General features: G+C 71.9%; 13 protein-coding genes. 9 read left to right on the forward strand and 4 right to left on the reverse strand.

Translation table 11 applies throughout. The features are described 5' to 3' along the window. Nucleotides 1-619: 619 nt before the first annotated feature. From ligA to pbpC, 7 genes are all read left to right on the forward strand, one after another. Nucleotides 620-2,962 carry an NAD-dependent DNA ligase LigA gene (gene ligA, locus H0E84_RS05975; protein WP_180677725.1) on the forward strand — a complete coding sequence of 781 codons (2,343 nt, stop codon included), beginning with the start codon at nucleotides 620-622 and terminating at the stop codon, nucleotides 2,960-2,962. A gap of 12 nt (nucleotides 2,963-2,974) precedes the next feature. Further along, nucleotides 2,975-3,979 (forward strand): EF-P lysine aminoacylase EpmA, encoded by a 1,005-nt coding sequence (gene epmA / locus H0E84_RS05980; RefSeq protein WP_180677726.1) that lies wholly within the window; start codon nucleotides 2,975-2,977, stop codon nucleotides 3,977-3,979. 91 nt (nucleotides 3,980-4,070) lie between these two features. Continuing rightward, nucleotides 4,071-4,583, forward strand: coding sequence for a DUF3011 domain-containing protein (locus H0E84_RS05985; protein WP_180677727.1), 513 nt, complete (start codon nucleotides 4,071-4,073; stop codon nucleotides 4,581-4,583). Between the two features lie 24 nt (nucleotides 4,584-4,607). After that, a complete protein-coding gene (mtnA, locus tag H0E84_RS05990; protein ID WP_180677728.1) occupies nucleotides 4,608-5,666 on the forward strand; it encodes an S-methyl-5-thioribose-1-phosphate isomerase in 1,059 nt (352 codons plus the stop codon). 301 nt (nucleotides 5,667-5,967) lie between these two features. Then, on the forward strand, nucleotides 5,968-8,553 hold the full coding sequence (gene gyrA / locus H0E84_RS05995; protein WP_180677729.1) for a DNA gyrase subunit A: 2,586 nt from the start codon (nucleotides 5,968-5,970) through the stop codon (nucleotides 8,551-8,553). A 301-nt stretch (nucleotides 8,554-8,854) separates the two neighbouring features. After that, nucleotides 8,855-13,777, forward strand: coding sequence for an alpha-2-macroglobulin family protein (locus H0E84_RS06000; RefSeq protein ID WP_180677730.1), 4,923 nt, complete (start codon nucleotides 8,855-8,857; stop codon nucleotides 13,775-13,777). A 124-nt stretch (nucleotides 13,778-13,901) separates the two neighbouring features. Then, a complete protein-coding gene (gene pbpC, locus H0E84_RS06005; protein WP_257644098.1) occupies nucleotides 13,902-16,235 on the forward strand; it encodes a penicillin-binding protein 1C in 2,334 nt (777 codons plus the stop codon). Nucleotides 16,236-16,275: 40 nt separating this feature from the next. Here pbpC and H0E84_RS06010 read toward each other — a convergent pair whose 3' ends face one another. Further along, nucleotides 16,276-16,755: a peroxiredoxin gene (locus tag H0E84_RS06010; protein WP_180677732.1), complete on the reverse strand. Its 480-nt coding sequence runs from the start codon at nucleotides 16,753-16,755 to the stop codon at nucleotides 16,276-16,278. A 146-nt stretch (nucleotides 16,756-16,901) separates the two neighbouring features. Between H0E84_RS06010 and H0E84_RS06015 the strand changes: the two genes are divergently transcribed. Next, nucleotides 16,902-17,372: an Hsp20/alpha crystallin family protein gene (locus H0E84_RS06015; RefSeq protein ID WP_180677733.1), complete on the forward strand. Its 471-nt coding sequence runs from the start codon at nucleotides 16,902-16,904 to the stop codon at nucleotides 17,370-17,372. A gap of 155 nt (nucleotides 17,373-17,527) precedes the next feature. Continuing rightward, entirely contained in the window at nucleotides 17,528-18,433 is a 906-nt protein-coding gene (locus H0E84_RS06020; protein WP_180677734.1) for a DnaJ C-terminal domain-containing protein, read from the forward strand. 88 nt (nucleotides 18,434-18,521) lie between these two features. On the opposite strand, the gene H0E84_RS06025 is transcribed toward H0E84_RS06020, so the two are convergent. From H0E84_RS06025 to H0E84_RS06035, 3 genes are all read right to left on the reverse strand, one after another. Continuing rightward, nucleotides 18,522-18,926: a response regulator gene (locus tag H0E84_RS06025; protein WP_180677735.1), complete on the reverse strand. Its 405-nt coding sequence runs from the start codon at nucleotides 18,924-18,926 to the stop codon at nucleotides 18,522-18,524. Between the two features lie 164 nt (nucleotides 18,927-19,090). Next, nucleotides 19,091-20,089, reverse strand: coding sequence for a YhdH/YhfP family quinone oxidoreductase (locus H0E84_RS06030; RefSeq protein ID WP_180677736.1), 999 nt, complete (start codon nucleotides 20,087-20,089; stop codon nucleotides 19,091-19,093). Between the two features lie 41 nt (nucleotides 20,090-20,130). Next, nucleotides 20,131-20,724 carry an LOG family protein gene (locus H0E84_RS06035; RefSeq protein WP_180677737.1) on the reverse strand — a complete coding sequence of 198 codons (594 nt, stop codon included), beginning with the start codon at nucleotides 20,722-20,724 and terminating at the stop codon, nucleotides 20,131-20,133. Nucleotides 20,725-20,835: the final 111 nt, after the last annotated feature.

Raw genomic sequence — 20,835 nt, forward strand, 5'->3', positions numbered from 1 at the left:
CAGTTCCATTCGTTGCGGGGATGTTTCACCGTCGCCACGGGGCGGCGCTAGTGAATAGCCGCTTTTGGCAGAAGAAGAGCGCCTTCGGTCGACTGCGCGGGGCGGGAGCCGCGCCGGGGGTGTTGCTCCGCCCTTCGGTCCGGCCGCGCCAGGCAGTTCCATTCGTTGCGGGGATGTTTCACCGTCGCCACGGGGCGGCGCTAGTGAATAGCCGCTTTTGGCAGAAGAAGAGCGCCTTCGGTCGACTGTGCGGGGCGTGAGCCGCGCCGGGGGTGTTGCTCCGCCCTTCGGTCCGGCCATCCATGGCCGGACTCAGGGCCGCAGACCATCCATGGTCTGCTCTCCGCAGCACCCCCGGCGCGTCTCCCGCTTGAACGTTTGTTGGGCTTCGGAGGGACTCGCTACCGAGCATCCAAAAGGAAATGACCGGTGCGGCGCCCGGGCCGGGGAAATGCGGAGAGCAGGCCATGGATGGCCTGCGACGGCGAGTCGGGCCATGGATGGCCCGACCGAGCCGCGGAGCATTCCCCGGCCCGGGCGCCGCTGGCTCCGAAGCCCGCGAATCGCAGTCCTCACGGGCCCACGTCGCACCATGTAGCCGGGCGGTTAGAATCCGCCGATGCCCAGCAAGCCCGCCGCCCGCGTCGCCGAACTGCGCCGCCTGATCGACGACGCCAACTACCGCTATCACGTGCTCGACGAGCCGCGCATTCCCGACGCCGAGTACGACGCGCTGATGCGCGAACTCGAAGCGCTCGAGGCGGAACATCCGGAGCTCGCCAGCGACGACTCGCCCACGCACAGGGTCGGTGCCGCACCCTCGGCGAAGTTCGCCGAGGTGCGCCACGCCGTGCCGATGCTGTCGCTGGGCAACGCCTTCGAGGAGCAGGAGGTGCGCGATTTCGTGCGTCGCATCGCCGAGCGCCTGGAGCGCGATGCGCCGGTGTTCTCGGCCGAACCGAAACTCGACGGCCTGGCGATCAGCCTGCGCTACGAGGACGGCGCCTTCGTCCAGGGCGCCACCCGCGGCGACGGCGCCACCGGCGAGGACGTGACCGCCAACCTGCGCACGGTGAAGGCGATCCCGCTGAAGCTGCGCGGCAAGGGCTGGCCGCGCGTGCTCGAGGTCCGGGGCGAGGTCTACATGCCGCGCGCCGACTTCGAGGCGTACAACGCCCGTGCCCGCGAGTCCGGCGGCAAGGTACTTGCCAATCCGCGAAACGGCGCCGCCGGCTCGCTGCGCCAGCTCGATTCGCGCGTCACCGCGCAGCGCCCGCTGAGTCTGTTCGCCTACGGCGCCGGGCTGGTGGAGGGCAGGGAACTGCCGGAGACCCATTCCGGGGTGCTCGAGCGCCTGCGCGAATGGGGTTTCCCGGTCAGTGCGCTGACCGAGGTGGTCGCGGGCGCCGACGGCTTGCTCGACTACTACCACCGCATCGGTGCGCGACGCGATGCGCTGCCCTTCGACATCGACGGAGTGGTGTACAAGCTCGACGACGTGCGCGGCCAGCGGGAGATGGGCTTCGTCTCGCGCGCGCCGCGCTGGGCGCTGGCGCACAAGTATCCGGCGCAGGAACAGTCGACGGTGGTCGAGGCGATCGACGTCCAGATCGGCCGCACCGGCGCCGCCACGCCGGTGGCGCGGTTGCGCGAGGTGCAGGTGGCCGGGGTCAACGTCACCAACGCCACCCTGCACAACGCCGACCAGATCGAGCGCCTGGACGTGCGCGTGGGCGACACCGTGATCGTCCGCCGCGCCGGCGACGTCATTCCCGAGGTGGTCTCGGTGATCCCCGAGCACCGGCCGCCCTCGGCGCCGCCCTGGAAGATGCCGACGGCCTGTCCGGTCTGCGGCGCGGAAATCGTGCGCGAGGAGGGCGGGGCGGTGTGGCGCTGCTCCGGCGAGCTCAGCTGCCCGGCGCAGCGCAAGGAGGCGATCCGCCACTTCGCCTCGCGGCGGGCGATGGACATCGACGGGCTGGGCGAGCGCTACATCGAGGACCTGGTCGATTTCGGCTATCTGGAGTCGGTCGCCGACCTGTATCGCATCGGGCTCGACGATCTGCTGGAAATGAAGCGTCGCGCCGACGAGCGGGATGGGACCACGCCGGAAACGGTGAAGGCCGGCAAGGTGGCGACGAAGTGGGCGGAGAACCTGGTCGAGGCCATCGCCCGCAGCCGCGAGACGACCCTGGCGAGGTTTCTGTTCGCGCTCGGCATCCAGCACGTCGGCGAGAGCACGGCGAAGGCGCTCGCCGCCTGGTTCGGCGATCTGGAAACGATCCGGCGCACGCCCTGGCCGCTGTTCAAGCGCGTGCCCGACATCGGCGGCGAGGTGGCGCGCGCGCTCGGGCATTTCCTCGACCAGCCCGGCAACCAGCAGGTGATCGACGGTCTGCTGGAGCGCGGGGTTCGCATCGGCGACGTCCATTCGCCCTCGCCGAAGCTGCGCGATGGCCTGGACCTGGCCATGCTGCTCGTCGACCTGGAGATTCCGAGGATCACCGCGGTGCGCGCCGGCCAGCTTGCGGGGGCGTTTGCCGACGCCGCGGCGCTGCGCAAGGCGCCGGCGCACAAGCTGGTGGCCGCCGGATTGCCCGGCGAGGCGGCGGATTCGTTCGTGGCCTGGCTCGCGCAGGAGGGCAACGCCGGGCTCCTGCTGGCCTCGGCGCGGATGCAGCGCACGCTGCTCGAGCGCATGCCGGCCGGCGGTGCGGCCAGCGCCGGGCCGCTCGACGGGAAGACCGTGGTGCTCACCGGTACGCTGCAGGCGATGGCCCGCGACGAGGCGAAGGACAGGCTGGAGGCGCTCGGCGCCAAGGCGGCGGGCAGCGTGTCGAAGAAGACCAGCTTCGTGGTGGCCGGCGAGTCGGCGGGTTCGAAGCTGGCGAAGGCCGAAGAGCTCGGCGTCGAGATCTGGGACGAGGCGCGGCTGTTGGAATTCCTGCATCGGCATGGTTGACCGGCCGTTCTCGTGAGCGGGACGACCGCCCCCGGCGATTGGCGGCCCTCCGCGGCGGTGGAGGTCCTGCGCCTGCGCGCCCGCGTCAACGCGGCGATCCGCGCGTTCTTCGCAGGACGCGGCGTGCTGGAAGTGGAAACGCCGGTGCTTTCCCAGGCCGGCAATACCGAGCCGAACATCGCGTCCTTCGCGCTGGATTTCGGCGGCCACCGGGACGCCGGCGCGGCGCGGCGCTGGCTGCGGACCTCGCCCGAGCATCCGCTCAAGCGCCTGCTCGCGGCAGGCGTCGGCGACTGCTACGAGCTCGGCCGGGTGTTCCGCGACGGCGAGGCGGGCGGTCGCCACAACCCCGAGTTCACCATGCTCGAGTGGTACCGCACCGGCTGGGACCATCTGCGCCTGATCGACGAGACGGTGGCCTTGGTGCAGGCCGCGCTGGCGCTGGTGGGGCGCCAGGCCGCGGTGCGGCGATGCACCTACCGCGAACTCTATCGCGAACGCCTGGGCATCGATCCGTTGCGCGCCGGAAGCGACGAACTGCGGGCGGCGCTGGGCGATGTCGCCATCGACCCGGCGGGGCTGGGGCGCGACGACTGGCTCGACCTGCTGATGACCCACCGCATCCAGCCGCGGCTCGCGCCGGACGACATCCTGGTGGTCCGCGACTATCCCGTTTCGCAGTGCATGCTGGCGCGCGTGCGCGCGGACGATGGCGATGCCGATCCGATGCCGGTCGCCGAGCGCTTCGAGCTGTATCTCGGCCCCCTGGAACTGGCCAACGGCTACTACGAGCTGGCCGACGCCGCCGAGCAGCGCGCGCGCTTCGGCCGCGAGCTGCAGGCGCGCGCGGCGCGCGGACTCGCCCTGCCGGCGCTCGATGCGCGGTTGCTTGCTGCATTGCAGCACGGGCTGCCGGACTGCGCCGGGGTGGCGCTGGGCGTCGACCGGCTGCTGATGGCCATGCTCGGCACCCCGCGGATCGCCGATGTGCTGGCGTTCGCCTTCGCGCGCGCCTGAGTCCCGCCGGGCGCAGCCGCGGCTCCTTCGCCATGACCGGCCTTCACCACGACCGGGTAGATTGTCGGCAGTGGACTGCGTGGGAGGGGCGATGAGGCAGGGCCTGCGAGCGGCGGCGGTACTGACGGTAGCGCTGGGTTGCGGCGGTTGCGCGATCTGGCCGGGTGGGGCCGATCCGCCCGCCGGGGCGGCGAACGAGGCGCCGACCGTGCTGCGCTGCGCATCACGCGACAACCGAAGGTACTACTGCCAGGCGGACACCAGCCGCGGCGTGCGCCTGGCGCAGCAGCTGTCGACGGTCGACTGCGTTCAGGGCAGCACCTGGGGCTACGACGGTCACGGGGTCTGGGTGGCGCGTGGCTGCCGTGGCGAGTTCCTGCTCGGCCCGGGCACTGCGGCGGGCGCCGGCGCGCAACCGCCGACGCTGGTGCGCTGCGAGTCCGCGGGCAACCGGCACCGGCGCTGCAATGCCGTCGTGAGAAGCGAAGTGAAGCTTCTGCGACAGCTCTCGCGTACCCGCTGCGTGCAGCGCCAGAACTGGGGCTGGGACCGTGGCGGGGTCTGGGTGGACGGCGGCTGCGCGGCGGAGTTCGAGGTGCGCTGAGCAGTGCGCCGGTACACTGGCGCGATGACCGCGACCATCGATTACGCCCGCTACGACCGCATCCGCCCGATCCGCTGGACGGGCCAGGCGCTGGAACTGCTCGACCAGCGCCGGTTGCCGTTCGCCCAGGACTATCTCGTCTGCGAGGACAGCGACGCCGTGGCGGGCGCGATCCGCGATCTGGTGGTGCGCGGCGCGCCCGCCATCGGCATCGCCGCGGCCTGGGGCATGGTGCTGGCCGCGCGGGCGGTGGAGGCGAAGGACGGCGCGGGCGCCGCGCCGCTGCTCGAGCCGGCGCTGCAGCGCCTCAATGCCGCGCGGCCCACCGCGGTCAATCTGGCCTGGGCGCTGGCGCGCATGCGTGCGGTCCTGCTGCTTGCCGGCGACGACTGGCGCGGGGCGCTCGAGCGCGAGGCGCGCGCCATCGAGACCGAGGACCTGGCGGCCAACCGGCGCATGGGCGAGCTGGGCGCGGCGCTGATCGCGCCCGGCTCCGGGGTGCTGACCCATTGCAACACCGGGTCGCTGGCCACCGCCGGGTTCGGCACCGCGCTGGGGGTGATCCGTGCGGGCGTGGCCCAGGGCCGGATCGGCAAGGTCTTCGCCGACGAGACCCGGCCGTGGATGCAGGGCTCGCGGCTGACGGTGTGGGAGCTGCAGCAGGACGGTATCGACGCGACCCTCATCGCCGATGCCGCCGCCTCGCACCTGCTGCGCAACGGCCAGGTGCAATGGGTGGTGGTCGGCGCCGACCGGATCTGCGCCAACGGCGACGTCGCCAACAAGATCGGCACCTACCAGTTGGCGATCTCGGCGCGCTTCCACGGCAAGCAGATGATGGTGGTGGCGCCGTCCTCGACCGTGGACATGGCCACGCCGTCGGGCGAGGCCATCGAGATCGAGGAGCGCGACCCCGCCGAGCTGCTGGGCATGGCGGGCAGCCGTACCGTGGCCGAGGGCGTGCAGGCCTGGAACCCGGTCTTCGACGTCACCCCCGCGGCGCTGATCGACGCGATCGTCACCGAAAAAGGCGTGGTCGAGCGCCCGGACGCGGCGTCGATGCGGGCGCTGTTCGGGGCCTGACCGGAGGGGGCTCGGCGCCGTCGATCCTGGCCCGCCGGCCCGCCTCGCGGTCGCGGCGACGGCGTCCACCCGAGGCGGGATCCACGGGCGCGGCGGAGGTTTCCCGAAAGACCGCCGGATTTCGCGCGGGGCGCACGTAACCCATTGTTTTAGCGTCCAAAAAGATTGGGGCGCAGGGCGCGTTCGTGCTATGATTTCACGTCTTTTTCAACGTGTTGCCGGCGGGCAGTGCGGCACGCGCTTCGGGACCGCCGGAGCGGCGGTGGCCGGGCCCCGCCCAACCAGGATGCAATCACCCTAGATGGTCGATTCCGCGAAAGAAATCATCCCCGTCAACCTCGAAGACGAAATGCGCCGCAGCTACCTCGATTACGCCATGAGCGTGATCGTGGGCCGCGCGCTTCCGGACGTGCGCGACGGCCTCAAGCCGGTGCACCGTCGGGTGCTGTTCGCGATGAACGAGCTCGGCGCGCACAGCAACAAGCCGTACTACAAGTCGGCGCGTATCGTCGGCGACGTGATCGGCAAATACCATCCGCACGGCGACTCGGCGGTCTACGACACCCTGGTGCGGATGGCGCAACCGTTCTCGCTGCGCTACATGCTGATCGACGGACAGGGCAACTTCGGTTCGGTCGACGGCGATTCGGCCGCGGCGATGCGCTACACCGAGGCGCGGATGTCGCGGCTGTCGCACGAGCTGATGGCGGACATCGACAAGGAGACGGTCGATTTCCAGCCCAACTACGACGAGAAGGAGCAGGAGCCGTCGGTGCTGCCGGCGCGGGTGCCCAACCTGCTGGTCAACGGCTCGGCCGGCATCGCGGTGGGCATGGCGACCAACGTTCCGCCCCACAACCTGTCGGAAGTCGTCGACGCCACCATCGCCCTTATCGACGATCCCGAGATCGATATCGAGGGGCTGATGGAGCATATCCCCGGGCCGGATTTCCCGACCGCGGGCATCATCAACGGCGTCGGCGGCATCCACCTGGCCTATCGCACGGGGCGCGGCCGGGTGAGGATGCGCGCGCGCGCCGAGATCGAGGTGGCCGACAACGGCCGCGAGGCGATCGCCGTCACCGAGATCCCCTACCAGGTCAACAAGGCGCGGCTGATCGAGAAGATCGCCGAGCTGGTGAAGGAAAAGAAGCTCGAGGGCATCAGCGAGCTACGCGACGAGTCCGACAAGGACGGGATGCGCATCTACATCGAGATCCGCCGCGGCGATTCGGCCGAGGTGGTGCTCAACAATCTCTACCAGCAGACCCAGCTGGAATCGGTGTTCGGCATCAACATGGTGGCGCTGGTCGACGGCCGCCCGCAGCTGCTGAACCTGAAGCAGATCCTCGAGGCGTTCGTGCGCCACCGCCGCGAGGTGGTCACGCGCAGGACCATCTTCGAGCTGCGCAAGGCGCGCAACCGCGCGCACATCCTCGAGGGCCTGACCGTCGCGCTGGCCAATATCGACGAGATGATCGAGCTGATCAAGACCTCGGAGAATCCGCAGGTCGCCAAGGAGCGGATGCTCGCCCGGACCTGGCAGCCGGGGCTGGTCGGCGCGCTGCTGGAAGCGGCGGGGGCCGAAGCCTCGCGGCCCGAGGACCTGCCGGCCGGGGTCGGCCTGCTGGACGACGGCTACCAGCTCACCGAGGTCCAGGCGCAGCAGATCCTGGAGATGCGTCTGCACCGCCTGACCGGCCTGGAGCAGGAGAAGCTGACCGAGGAATACCGGCAGCTGCTCGAGGCGATCCGCGGGCTGATCGAGATCCTCGAGGATCCCGACGTGCTGATGGAGGTGATCCGCACCGAGCTGCGCAACCTCAAAGAGGAGTTCGGCGACGCGCGCCGCAGCGAGATCCGCGCCAGCGAGGAGGACCTCGACATCCTCGACCTGATCGCGCCCGAGGACGTGGTGGTGACGCTGTCGCATGCAGGCTACGCCAAGCGCCAGCCGGTGACCGCCTATCGCGCGCAGAAGCGCGGCGGCCGCGGCCGCTCGGCCGCGGTCGCCAAGGAAGAGGACTTCATCGACCGGCTGTGGCTGGTCAACACCCACGACACCCTGTTGACCTTCACCAGCGCCGGGCGGGTGTTCTGGCTGCCGGTGCACCAGCTGCCCGACGCCGGTCCGAACGCGCGCGGGCGGCCGATCGTCAACTGGATCGCGCTGGAGGAGGGCGAGCAGGTGCAGGCGGTGGTGCCGGTGCGCGAGTACGCCGAGGACAGGTTCGTGTTCTTCGCCACGCGCAACGGCACGGTGAAGAAGACGCCGCTCACCGAGTTCGCCTATCGCCTTCAGCGCGGCAAGATCGCGATTCGTCTGGACGAGGGCGATGCGCTCGTCGACGTGGCGATCACCGACGGCAGCCGCGACGTGATGCTGTTCGCCTCGAACGGCAAGGCGGTGCGGTTCGACGAGGCGTCGGTGCGTTCGATGGGCCGCACCGCGGCCGGGGTGCGCGGGATCCGCCTGGCCGAAGGCGAGTGCGTCTGCAGCCTGATCGTGGTCGAGGGCGAGGGCGACATCCTCACCGCCAGCGCACGCGGCTTCGGCAAGCGTACGCCGGTCGCGGAGTACCCGAAGAAGGGGCGCGGCACCCAGGGCGTGCTGGCCATCAAGACCAGCGAGCGCAACGGCCATCTGGTCGGTGCGATCCAGCTCAGCGACCATCACGAGGTGCTGCTGATTTCCGACGGCGGCACGCTGGTGCGGACCCGCGCGTCGGAGATCTCGCAGGTGGGGCGGAACACCCAGGGCGTGACCTTGATGCGCCTGGCCGCCGACGAGAATCTGCAGGCGGTGGAGCGGGTGGACGCTTCGCTCGACGACGAGGCCGAGATCGTCGTGGAGCAGCCGGGTCCGGAGCAGCGGCCGGAAGCCTGAGTCTCTGGTGACTCTCTCCGCACGGTCGCGGGGGAGCGCCTACCGGGCACTCCGGTCAGTCGCTCCCCGATACTCGCTTGGTGACCGGAGTGCCCGGCAGGCGCTCTGACGGCACGCCGTCACTCCGGGAGAGCATCCGTCGGATGGCCGGTGGGTGTCGATGCAACCGGAGTCGCTTACTGCCGTAGGTCGGCCGGAACCGGGGATCACCGCCGATCCCACAGACGCACCCGCGGCCTTTGCTGCCGTGTGCGCCACGACGCGCGTTTATACTCGTCCCACTCCAGGAGGGGGCGTCCCGATGATCCACAGGCTTGCGTACACGGTGCGGCGTTGCCGGGCGTCGATCCTGCTGCTGCTCGCGGTGCTGGCATTCGCCGGCTGCGGACGCGACGAGACGGGCCAGCTGCCGTCGCTGAGCGGCGAGGCGATCCGGGCCGAGCGCGAGACGATCGAGGGCTTCGGGCTGGCGCGGGCGTGGCCGGACCAGCGCCGCGACGGTCTGGCGATCGCGCTGGAGTTCTCGCAGCCGCTGGTCGGCACCCAGGACTTCGACAGCCTCGTGACTTTCGCCGAGAAGGTGGACGGCGACAGCGGCTGGAGCCTGGACGAGGACGGCCGCACCTTGCGCTTCCCGTTCGTCGAGGCCAATCGCGACTACACCGTGCGGATCTCCGCGGAGCTGACCGCGGCCGACGGCACCCGGCTGGGCGAGGACCTCGAGCGCCGCGTCCACACCGGCGACCTGGAGCCGGCGGTCGGCTTCGCATCGCAGGGCAGCGTGCTGCCGGCGCGCGAGAGCCGCGGCCTGCCGGTGGTGTCGCTGAACGTGCCGGAGGTGGACGTCGAGTTCCTGCGCGTCCGGGACAGCGCGCTGCCCGCGTTCTTCGCCCAGTACCAGCGCGGCGGGCGCCGTGGCAGCTGGGAGCTGGAGAACGACTACCGCGACAAGCGCCCGCTGGCGCAGCTGGCCGAGCCCGTGTACGTCAATCGCTTCATCCTAGGCGGCGAGCGCAACGAGCGCGTGCTCACCTACCTGCCGCTGCAGGGCATCGAGGAACTGCAGCAGCCGGGCCTGTACTTCGCGGTGATGAAGCGCACCGGATCGTTCGAGGGCGAGTTCGAGACCGCATTCTTCAGCGTCAGCGACATCGGCCTGCACGCGCGGGCGTACGAGGACCGCCTGTTCGTGCACACCGCGTCGCTCGAGAACGGCGGCGCCGTCGGCGGCGTGGAGCTGCGGGTGCTGGACAAGGCCGGCGAGACGGTATTGCGCGGCGAGACCGACCGCAACGGCAACGCGCTGCTCGACTACGCCCTCGATGCGGCGCACGTGCTGGTGGCCGGCCGCGGCAGCGACGTCTCCGTGCTGCCGTTCAACCAGCCGGCGCTGGACCTGTCCGAATTCGCGGTCGCCGGCCGCGGCCAGGCCTGGTTCGACGTCTTCGCCTGGTCCGGGCGCGACCTCTACCGCCCCGGCGAGACGGTGCGGATCTCGGCGCTGCTGCGCGACCACGACGGCGTGCCGGTCCCGGCGAAGGAGGGCGAGGGGCAGCCGCTGTTCGCACGGCTGAAGCAGCCGGACGGCAAGACCCTGTTCGAAACCCGGCTCGAGGCCGGCCCGCAGGGCTATTACCGGCTCGAACGCGAGATCCCGGTGGACGCGCCCACCGGCCGCTGGCAGGTGGAGTTCCGCACCGATCCCGGCAGCCGCGAAGCCGTGCAGGGCATGACCCTGCGGATCGAGGAGTTCCTGCCGGAGCGGATGAAGCTCGACCTCGACGCCGCCGAGCCGCGACTGGCGCCCGGCCGGCCGCTGCGGCTGCGCGCCACCGGCGCCTACCTCTACGGCGCGCCGGCGTCGGGCAACCGCTTCACCGCCACCCTGGCGGTGGCGGTGGAGCAGCATCCGGTGGAATCGCTGCCGGACCACTTCTTCGGCGATCCGACCGTGCAGCTGCCGCGCGAGCCGAAGGAAGTGGTGGACGCCGAACTCGACGCCGGCGGCGTGCTGGAAACCGACATCGCCCTGCCCGAGGAGGCGAAGCCCAGCACGCCGATCGCCGCGCTGGTCACCGGCAGCCTGTACGAGAGCGGCGGGCGCAGCGTGAACCGCAGCCTCAAGCGGGTGCTGTGGCCGGCCGAGGCGCTGGTCGGGGTGCGGCCGCTGTTCGACGACGCCGAGGGCGCCGATGCCAACGCCCGCGCCGGCTTCGAGCTGGTGCGCGTGGACGCCTCTGGGGAGCCGCGCCCTGCGAAGGGCCTCGAGGTCACCCTGGTGCGCGAGCACCGCGACTACCATTGGCGCCACGACGCCGACGGCGGCTGGGACTACGATTTCACCCGCCGCTTCGAGAAGATCGAGACCCGAACCGTCGACGCCGGCGCCACCGCGGTGCGGATCGACTTCCCGGTGGAGTGGGGCGAGTACCGCGTCGACGTGCGCGACCCCGGCACCGAGCTGACCACGCGCTACCCGTTCCGCGCCGGCTGGAGCTGGGGCGACCAGAACCGCGGCCTCGATGCGCGCCCGGACAAGGTCAAGCTGGGACTGGACCGCACCGGCTACCGCGCCGGGGACACGCTGAAGGTGACGGTGACGCCGCCGCATCCCGGCAAGGGCCTGCTGCTGGTCGAGAGCGACAGGCTGCTGTACGTGCAGGCCATCGACGCCGAGCCGGGCAGCGAGTTCGAGATCCCGGTGACCGAGGACTGGGAGCGGCACGACGTCTACGTGACCGCGCTGGTGTTCCGCGGCGGAAGCGCCGCCAGCAAGGTGACGCCGGCGCGGGCGGTGGGTATCGCCCATGTGCCGGTCGACCGCAGCGACCGGCGCGTGGCGGTGGGCCTGTCGGTCCGGGAGCTGGTGCGCCCGGAGCGGCCGCTGCGGGTCAGCGTGAGTGCGCCGCAGCTCGCCGGGAAGGAGGCCTGGGCCACGATCTCGGCGGTGGACGTCGGCATCCTCAACATCACCCGCTTCCCGGTGCCGGACGCGTTGGCGCATTTCTTCGCCCAGCGGCGCTTCGGGGTCGACGCCTATGACGTCTACGGGCGGGTGATCGAGAGCTACGAGGGCGGCATCGCGCGCCTGCGCTTCGGCGGCGACATGCCGCTCGACGCGCTGCCGCAGGCGCGGCGCCCGACCGCCCGGGTGCAGACCGTGGACCTGTTCGCCGGACCGGTGAAGCTGGACGCCGACGGCAATGCCAGGGTGGATCTCGACGTGCCCGACTTCAACGGCACGCTGCGGGTCTCGGCCCTGGTGTACTCGGAGCGGGCCTACGGCAGCCGCGACCGGGAGACGGTGGTGCGCGCGCCCATCGTCGCCGAGGCGAGCATGCCGCGGGTGCTGGCGCCAGGCGACCGCAGCACGGTGACGCTGGACCTGACCAACTACACGGGCAAGGCCGGCGACTTCTCCGTGCGCGTCGACGGCGAGGGCCCGGTGAGCATCGGCGAGGGAACGCGCACCGCCAAGCTGGCAGCGGAAGGCAAGGCCTCGCTGAGCTTCCCGCTGGCCGCCGGCAACGACTATGCGGTGGCGCGGGTGCGAGTACGCGTGGAGGGCAACGGCGAGCGGGTGGACCGCCGCTACGAGCTGCCGGTACGCGCAGGCTGGCCGGCGGTGCTCAGGGCGCAGACGCGGGCCCTCGATCCCCTGGGCCCGGTGACGATGGACGCTTCGCTGGCCGAAGGCCTGATGCCGGGCTCGGTGCAGGCGCGGATGACCGTCAGCGCGCTGCCGCCGATCCCTTACGCCAGCGCCCTGCAGGGCGCGCTGCACTATCCCTACGGCTGCGCCGAGCAGACCACCAGCCGCGGTTACGCCGCGCTGATGCTGGACCCGGCGACGGTGCGGATGCTCGGCATCCGCGACGTCGATGCCGAGCAGCGCCGCCGCTTCGTGGAGGGCGCGTTCGGGCGCCTGGCCTCGCTGCAGGCCGCGAACGGGCACTTCTCGATGTGGGGCGGCGAGGGCGGCGTGGCCCCCGGGCTGACCCCGTACATCGCCGAGTTCCTGCTGGAGGCGCGCGAGGCCGGCTTCGCGGTGCCGGAGACGGTGCTGCAGAAGGCGCTCGAGCGGCTCAACGAGGACCTGCTGGCCGGCGGCCAGGAGTTCTACGGTCAGGATCACCGCCAGCACCTCAAGTTCGCCTACCAGGCGCACGCCGGCTACGTGCTGGCGCGGCTGGGCCGGGCGCCGCTGGGCACGCTGCGCGCGCTGTACGACAACGACCGCGGCAGGACCCTGAGCGCGCTGCCGCTGGTGCACCTGGGCCTGGCGCTGCGCCTGCAGGGCGACATCGCGCGCGGCGACCGCGCCATCGCCCAGGGCTTCGCCATGGACGACGGCCGGCCGCGCTACCTGGCCGACTACGGCAGCGCGCTGCGCGATTCGGCGTTGATGATCGCCCTGGTCGCCGAGCGCGACGCCGCCCGTCCCGCCTACGTGGCGCGTGCGGTCGACGTCGGCCGCGAGCTCGATGCGCGCCGCAACCAGCGCTGGATGTACCTGAGCACCCAGGAGCAGATCGCCCTGGCGCGCCTGGGCCGGGCCCTGGCCAGCGATCAGCAGCGGCAGGTGTCGGGGCTGCTGCGGACCGGCGACAGCGAAGAGGCGGTGGCCGCAACCCGGGTGTTCGGCCGCGGCTTCGACTTCGCCGCGCTCTCGCGCGGTGTGCGCTTCGAGCCGCGCGGCGAGCCGCCGATGTACGCCAGCCTGGAAGTGGCGGGCGTGCCGCGGCGCGCCCCGGAGCCGGACTTCAGCTCCCTCAAGGTCGAGCGCAGCCTCTACCGCACCGACGGCAAGCCGTGGACCCCCGGTCCGTTGCAGGAGGGCGAGGCGCTGATCGTCGCGGTGGCCGTCACCGCCGACCGCGCCATGCCCGACGCGCTGCTCACCGACCTGCTGCCCTCTGGTCTGGAGATCGAGAACTTCAACCTCGGCGACGCCGCGCAGTGGTCGGGCGTGACGGTGCAGGGGGTGGAACTGTCGGAGCGCGCGGGGGCGGCGGAGATCCGCCACGAGGAATACCGCGACGATCGCTACGTCGCCGCGCTCAAGCTCGACTCGGGACGCACCGCGCGCGTGTTCTACCTGGTCCGGGCGGTGACGCCGGGCACCTACGCGGTGCCGCCGCCGCTGGTCGAGGACATGTACCGCCCGCAGTTGCGCGGGGTCGGGCGCGCGGTGCCGGAGACGCTCACCGTGGTGCAGCCGTAGCGGAGGAGGGAGACCGCCGTTGCGTTCCGGCCAGCGCCACGAGCCCGGCAGGGGCGCACCTGCGGGCGACGTTGGGCCGTCCGCGGTCGCGGCGGCCCCCGAACGGCGGCGCGCGTGGCGCCGCCTGCAGCCCTGGGTGCGCTGGGGCACTGCCTGCGCGCTGCTGGCGTTGCTGGCGCTCGACCTGGCCTTTCCCCCGCCGCTGCCGCGGGCGCGCGACACCAGTACCCTGGTGGTGGCGCGCGACGGTACACCGCTGCGCGCCTTCGCCGACGCCGAGGGCGTCTGGCGCCATCCCGCCGACCCGGACAGCGTCTCGCCGCTGTACCTCGAGGCGCTTCTGACCTACGAAGACCGCTGGTTCCGGCTGCACCCCGGCGTCAATCCGGTCGCCCTGGGGCGGGCGGCGATGCAGTGGGCGCGCGGCGGGCGGATCGTGTCCGGCGGCTCGACCCTGACCATGCAGGTGGCGCGGATCCTCGATCCTCCGGCGGACGGCCGTACCCGCACGCCGTCCGCCAAGCTCCGGCAGATGCTGCGCGCGCTGCAGTTGGAGGCGCGCCTGTCCAAGCACGAGATCCTCACCCTGTACCTCGAGCGCGCGCCGTTCGGCGGCACCATCGAGGGCGTCGAGACCGCCAGCTGGGCCTACCTGGGCAAGCCGGCATCGCGGCTGTCGCGCGCCGAGGCGGCGCTGCTGGCGGTGCTGCCGCAGGCGCCGAGCCGGCTGCGGCCGGACCGCCACCCGGAGGCCGCGCGCGCCGCCCGCGACAAGCTGCTGGCGCGGATGGCCGCGCACGGGGCATGGTCGGACGACGCGGTCGCCGATGCCCGCGTCGAGCCGGTGGTCTCGCGCAGCCTGCAGCAGCCGATGCACGCGGCGCTGCTGGCGCAGCGGCTGCGCGACGAGCGGCCCCGCAGCGAGCGCATCGTCAGCACCGTCGACGCCGGCCTGCAGCGCGCGCTCGAGGAGCGCGTGGCGGCATACTTCTCCGGCCTGCCGCCGCGCACTTCGGCGGCGCTGCTGGTGGTCGACAACGCCACGCTGCAGGCGCGTGCCTACGTCGGCTCGGTGGCGTTCGGCGATCGCGCCCGGCTCGGCCATGTCGACATGGTCCGCGCCTGGCGCTCGCCAGGGTCCACGCTCAAGCCGTTCCTCTACGCGATGGCGCTGGACGACGGCCTGATCCACTCGGAAAGCCTGCTGGTGGATGCGCCGCAGGCGTTCGGCGATTATCGTCCCGGCAACTTCGATGCCGCGTTCAACGGTCCGGTGTCGGCGGCGACCGCGCTGCGCCTGTCGCTCAACGTGCCGGCGGTGGATCTGCTCGACCGGGTCGGACCGGCGCGGTTCGCGGCGCGCCTGGAGAATGCCGGCATCGGCCTGCGCTTCCCGCGCGGCGCCAGGCCCAACCTGTCGCTGATCCTCGGCGGCACCGGCGCCACCCTCGAGGACCTGGTCGGCGCCCACGCGGCGCTGCAACGCGGCGGGATCGCCGGCCGCGTGCGCTACCGCGAGGACGCGGCGCCGCTGGAGCGGCGGCTGGTCTCGCCGGGCGCGGCCTGGATCGTCGCCGGCGTGCTCGCCGCCAATCCGCGTCCCGGCGAGCGCGGCGACACCTTCGATGCCCGGGGCCGCCCGCGCGTGGCCTGGAAGACCGGCACCAGTTACGGCTTCCGCGACGCCTGGGCGCTGGGCGCCACCGCCGAGCACACCGTAGGCGTCTGGGTGGGCCGTCCCGACGGTACGCCGCTGCCGGGACAGTACGGGGCGATCACCGCACTGCCGCTGCTGTTCGAGGTCTTCGACACCCTGCCGCGCGCGCGCGGCGCGCCGGTGCCCCCGCCGGCCGGCGTCGCGCGCCGCGACGTCTGCTGGCCGCTCGGGACCGCGGCCGAGGCGCAGTCCGCGGTGCTGTGCCAGCGTCGCCTGCAGGCCTGGACGCTCAACGGCGCGGTGCCGCCCACCTTCGCCGAGCGGGACGCGCGGCTGTGGAGCGCCGGCCGCGAGCGCTTCATGGTGGACGCTGGCACCGGACTGCGGCTCTCGGCGTCCTGCAGCGGGCGCCACGAGGCCCGCGAAGCCGAGATCGCACGCTGGCCGGCGCTGGTGTCGCCCTGGTTGCCCGCCGCGGCGCGCCGCGCCTCGACGCTGCCGGCGCTGGCGCCGGGCTGCGCACCGGACGGCCGCGACGCGCTCGCCTCGCTGCGCATCGACGGGCTCGAAGACGGTGCGACGCTCGCGCGGGCGCCCGGCAGTCCCCATGGCGCCAGGCTATCGCTGCGTGCGCTGGGCAGCGACGGGCGCGTGCAGTGGCTGCTCGACGGCCGTTGGATCGCCGAAACCCGCGGCGCCCGGCCGCTGCTGCGCGAGTTCGGCGATCCCGGGCCCCACACCCTGACCGCGCTGGCCGACAGCGGGGCCTGGGCGCGGCTGCGCTTCCGGGTGCTGCGCTGAGGAGGCGGACGGCCCGGCCGGCACGACCGCCGTGCGCGGTTCAGTCCAGGTTGGCCAGCACGTGTTCGGCGCTGGAGACCTTGAACTCGCCCGGGGCCTCCACGAACAGCTTCCTGACCACGCCGTCCTCGGCGTACAGGGCGAAGCGCTTGGCGCGGGTGCCCATGCCGTAGGCGCTGGCATCCATCTCCAGCCCGAGGGCCCGCGCCAGGTCGCCGTTGCCGTCGGACAGCATCCGCAGGCCCTCGGGCACGTGCAGGCTGTCGCCCCAGGCCTTCATCACGAACGGGTCGTTGACCGCCAGGCAGGCGACCTCGATCCCGCGCGCCCGGAACTCGTCGAAGCGCTCGACGAAGCCGGGCAGATGGCGCTCGGAGCAGGTGGGCGTGAACGCTCCCGGCACCGCGAACAACACCACCTTCTTGTCGTTGAACAGGGTCGGTGTGTCGATGGCCTGGATGCCGCCGTCGATGTGCTTGAGCACCACTTCGGGGATGGTGTCGCCGGGCTTGATGGGCATTGCGGGAGGGTCCTGTGGAGGTCGACTGAATGCAGTCTAGCGGGCCTGCGTTACGGTCGCGCCAAGTCCTTGAAACGGCTCCGGCACGCACCCAGTTGGTGGGCATCCGGCCGCGACGGCCGTGCAACCGACGATGGAGAGATCCGATGAGACACGTGGTCCGCTATCCGCAGCAGTGGCCGGTCCAGTCCGCGATGCAGGACGAGATCCGCCAGGTCTTCAAGCAGTTCTTCGACAACGACAACGAGCAGGACGAGTCCTCCGTGGTCACCAGCCAGTGGGTGCCGCGGGTGGACATCATGGAGGAGGGCAACCGCTTCGTGATCCACGCCGACCTGCCCGGGGTCGATCCGCAGGAAGTGGAGGTGCTGATGGACAAGGGCATCCTCAGCATCCGCGGCGAGCGCCGCTCCGCGGCCAGCGAGGAGGCGCGCTATTCTCGCATCGAGCGCCGCAGCGGCAGCTTCCACCGCCGCTTCGCGCTGCCCGACAGCGCCGATCCCGAGGGCATCACCGCCAGCGGCAGCAACGGCGTGCTGGAGATCAGCATCCCGAAGCGGCCCGAGACCACCCCGCGCCGCATCCAGGTTGGCCCCGGCGGCACCGCTACCCAGTGACGGCGGCGCCGGCATCGCCGGCGAGCCCCGGGAGCGATACCCGGTCACGGCCTGCAGGCGCGCTTGCAGGCCGTGACGTTTGTGGGATCCTCGGGGGCCGAGGGCGATCCGCCATCGGCACGCTCCAGCGGCCCATTCCAAGCGCAAGGCTTCCCATGCAGTTCAAGGACTACTACGACACCCTGGGCGTCGAACCGGGCGCGGGCGACGCCGAACTCAAGACCGCCTACCGCAGGCTGGCGCGCAAGTACCATCCCGACGTCAGCAAGGAGGCCGGCGCCGAGGAGCGCTTCAAGGCGATCAACGAGGCCTACGAGGCCCTGCGCGATCCCGCCAAGCGCGCCGCCTACGACCAGTTGCGCGCGCGCGGCTACCGCCCCGGGGACGAGGTGCAGCCGCCGCACGGCGGCTTCGGCCAGGGCGGCCCCGGTGGGGTCGATTTCGACGAGATCTTCGCCGGCGGCGGCGCCGGCGGCGGATTCAGCGATTTCTTCGAGGAGCTGTTCGGTCGCCGCCAGGGCGCCGGAGCGCAGCCCGGCCGCGGCGCGCCGCCGCGTGGCGACACCCGGGCACGGCTCGCGGTACCGCTCGAGGCGGTGCACGAGGGCCGTGCGCTGCGCATCAGCGTCGCCGGCAAGGCGCTCGAGGTGCGCATCCCCAAGGGGGTGCGGCCCGGCCAGCTGATTCGCCTCAAGGGCCAGGGCGCCGGCGGCCAGGGCGATCTGCTGCTCGAGGTGGAGTACGCCGCCCATCCGCAGTTCGAGGTCGACGGCGGCAATATCGTCCACGTGCTGCCGGTGGCGCCGTGGGAGGCCGCGCTCGGGGCCACCGTCAGCGTGCCGACCCTGGGCGGGGCGGTGGAGCTGAAGATCCCGGCCGGGTCCGAAGCGGGACGCAAGCTGCGCCTGCGCGGGCGCGGGCTGCCGGGCGTGCGCGGGGGCGCCGCCGGAGACCAGATCGTCGAACTGGAGGTGCTGGCGCCGCGCGCGGACAGCGACGCGCAGCGCGCCGCCTATCGCGGCCTGCAGCAGGCGTTCGGCGAGGACTGGCGCCGGGGCTGATCCGGCCGGGGCTGCCGCGGATCGAGCGATCCGGATCGATCGACGGTGATCGCCCGGTTGCGGCGGGCGGACGGTGCTGCGGCTGCGGTCAGCCCGTCGCCGGCGTCTGCGATTCCGCGGCCGCGTTGCCGGCGCCGAGGATGCTGGCGATCACGTCGGACAGCTCGCTGTCGCTGAAGGGTTTGGTGAGATAGCCGCGCGCACCCTGGCGCATGCCCCAGATGCGGTCGGTTTCCTGGTCCTTGGTGGTCACCAGCACCACCGGGATATGGCGGGTGCCCGGGTCGCGGCTGATCGCGCGGGTCGCCTGGAAGCCGTTGAGGTTGGGCATCACCACGTCCATCAGGATCAGGTCCGGAAGCTCGCGCTTCGCGGCTTCCACGCCCGCCTGGCCGTCCTCGGCGGACAGCGGCTCGTGGCCGAGCTTCTCCACGATGCGGCGGATGCCGGCAAGCTGCGAAGGCGAATCGTCGACGATCAGGATGCGCGCCATGTCGTTCCCCGGGGGTGTGCGTGGAATTGTAACTGCGGTGCCGGTGTCCGCAAGGCGCCGCGCCGCGGTTGCACTGGGTTTCCTGGGTACCCTGGGGCCTGCGCCCATGCGAATCAATTGCCTGCGTCACGGAATTGAAGCCAGCGGTGCAGAGCGGGCCGGTCCTATGCGATGGCGACCAGGGTCCGTCCGCGGGAGGCGCCGGCGAGCATCGCGGGAAACACCTCCGGAAGCGCGTCCAGGGTCACCTCGCGCGTCAGGATGCGTTCGAGATTGCGCGGCTTCCACTCGCCCGCCAGGCGTCGCCACAGCGCGTCGCGGATGTCGCGTGCGGTACCCGCCGAGGCCACGCCGAGCAGCGAGACGCCGCGGATGATGAAGGGCATGACCGTGGCCGGCAGCTCATGGCTGGCGGCCAGGCCGGCGCTGGCGACATTGCCGTAGGGTGCGGTCTGCGCCAGCAGGCTGGCCAGCATCGCGCCGCCGACGTTGTCCAGGCCGCCGCCGAACCGCATCGATTCCATCGGCCGCGTGGTCGCCAGCGCATCGCGGCCCAACACCTCCGCCGCGCCGATGGCGCGCAGGTATCCGGCATGTTCCGGCTTGCCGCTGATCGCGTGCACCTCGTAGCCGGCGCTGCTGAAGATGTCGACCGCCAGCGAACCCACGCCGCCGGTGGCGCCGGTGACCGCCAGGGGGCCGAGGTCCGGCGTCTGCCGGTTCTCGGTCATCCGCAGCAGCGCCAGCGCGGCGGTGAAACCGGCCGTGCCCAGGATCATGCTTTCGCGCAGGTCGAGGCCGGCGGGCAGGGGGATCGCCCAGCGCGATTCGATGCGCGCGTATTCCGAGTAGCCGCCGTCGCGGGTCTCGCTCAGGCCGCAGCCGGTGACCAGGACGGCGTCGCCTTCCCGGAAGGCCTTGTCGGTCGAGGCGACGACGTGGCCGGCGACGTCGATGCCGCCGACCAACGGAAAACGCCGCAGGATCCTGCCCTGGCCGGTGCCGGCGAGAGCGTCCTTGTAGTTCACCGAGGAGTATGCGGTGCGGAGGACGATCTCGCCGGGCGCGAGGTCGTCCAGCGAGACCTCCTCGAGGCCGCTGCGGTAGCCGTCGTCGTCGTCATGGATGCGGAAGGCGCGGAATTTGGCGGGGATCGTGGTCATGTTCCTGTTCCGGTGGCCGCTCGCAGCTGCGGGAGACCTGCTCAGCGCAACTCCCTGCGGCGTTTCTCGTCCAGCCATTTCGACGCCTGCGCCGGCTCGTACGCGCGCATCCACGCGAGCAGGGCGTCGACGTCGTTGCCGATCCACAGGTCCTGGCGCTGGTCCGGGTGCAGGAACTGCTCGGCGACCATGCGGTCGAACATCGCCACGAGCGGCGACCAGAATCCGTCGCTGTCGAGGAAGGCGCAGGGTTTGCTGCCGATGCCGAGCTGGCGCCAGGTCAGCATTTCGACGATCTCCTCGAGCGTGCCGAAGCCGCCGGGGAGGGCGACGAAGCCGTCGGCCAGATCGAACATGCGCAGTTTGCGCTCGTGCATCGAGCCGACGATCTCCAGGCTGGTCACGCCGCGGTGGGCGACCTCCAGGTCGACGAGCTGTTGCGGGATCACGCCGGTCACCTCGCCGCCGGCCTCGAGCACCGCATCGGCCACGATGCCCATCAGGCCGATGTTGCCGCCGCCATAGACCAGGCGGATGCCGTCCCTCGCCAGCCGTTGCCCCAGGGCGGCCGCACGCCCGGCATGCGCCGGGTCGAGACCGGAATTGGAGCCGCAGTAGACGCAGAGGCTTTTCATGGGCGGGAATCGGGATTCGGGAATCGGGAATCGGGAATCGTCAAAGCTGAAGCAAGAGCAGGGAAGCGGTACGGCCGGTCTCAATTCGGCATGGTGGCGCCAACAGGCGGC

The sequence above is a fragment of the Luteimonas salinisoli genome, assembly GCF_013425525.1.
GTDB classification, from domain to species: Bacteria; Pseudomonadota; Gammaproteobacteria; order Xanthomonadales; family Xanthomonadaceae; genus Luteimonas; species Luteimonas salinisoli.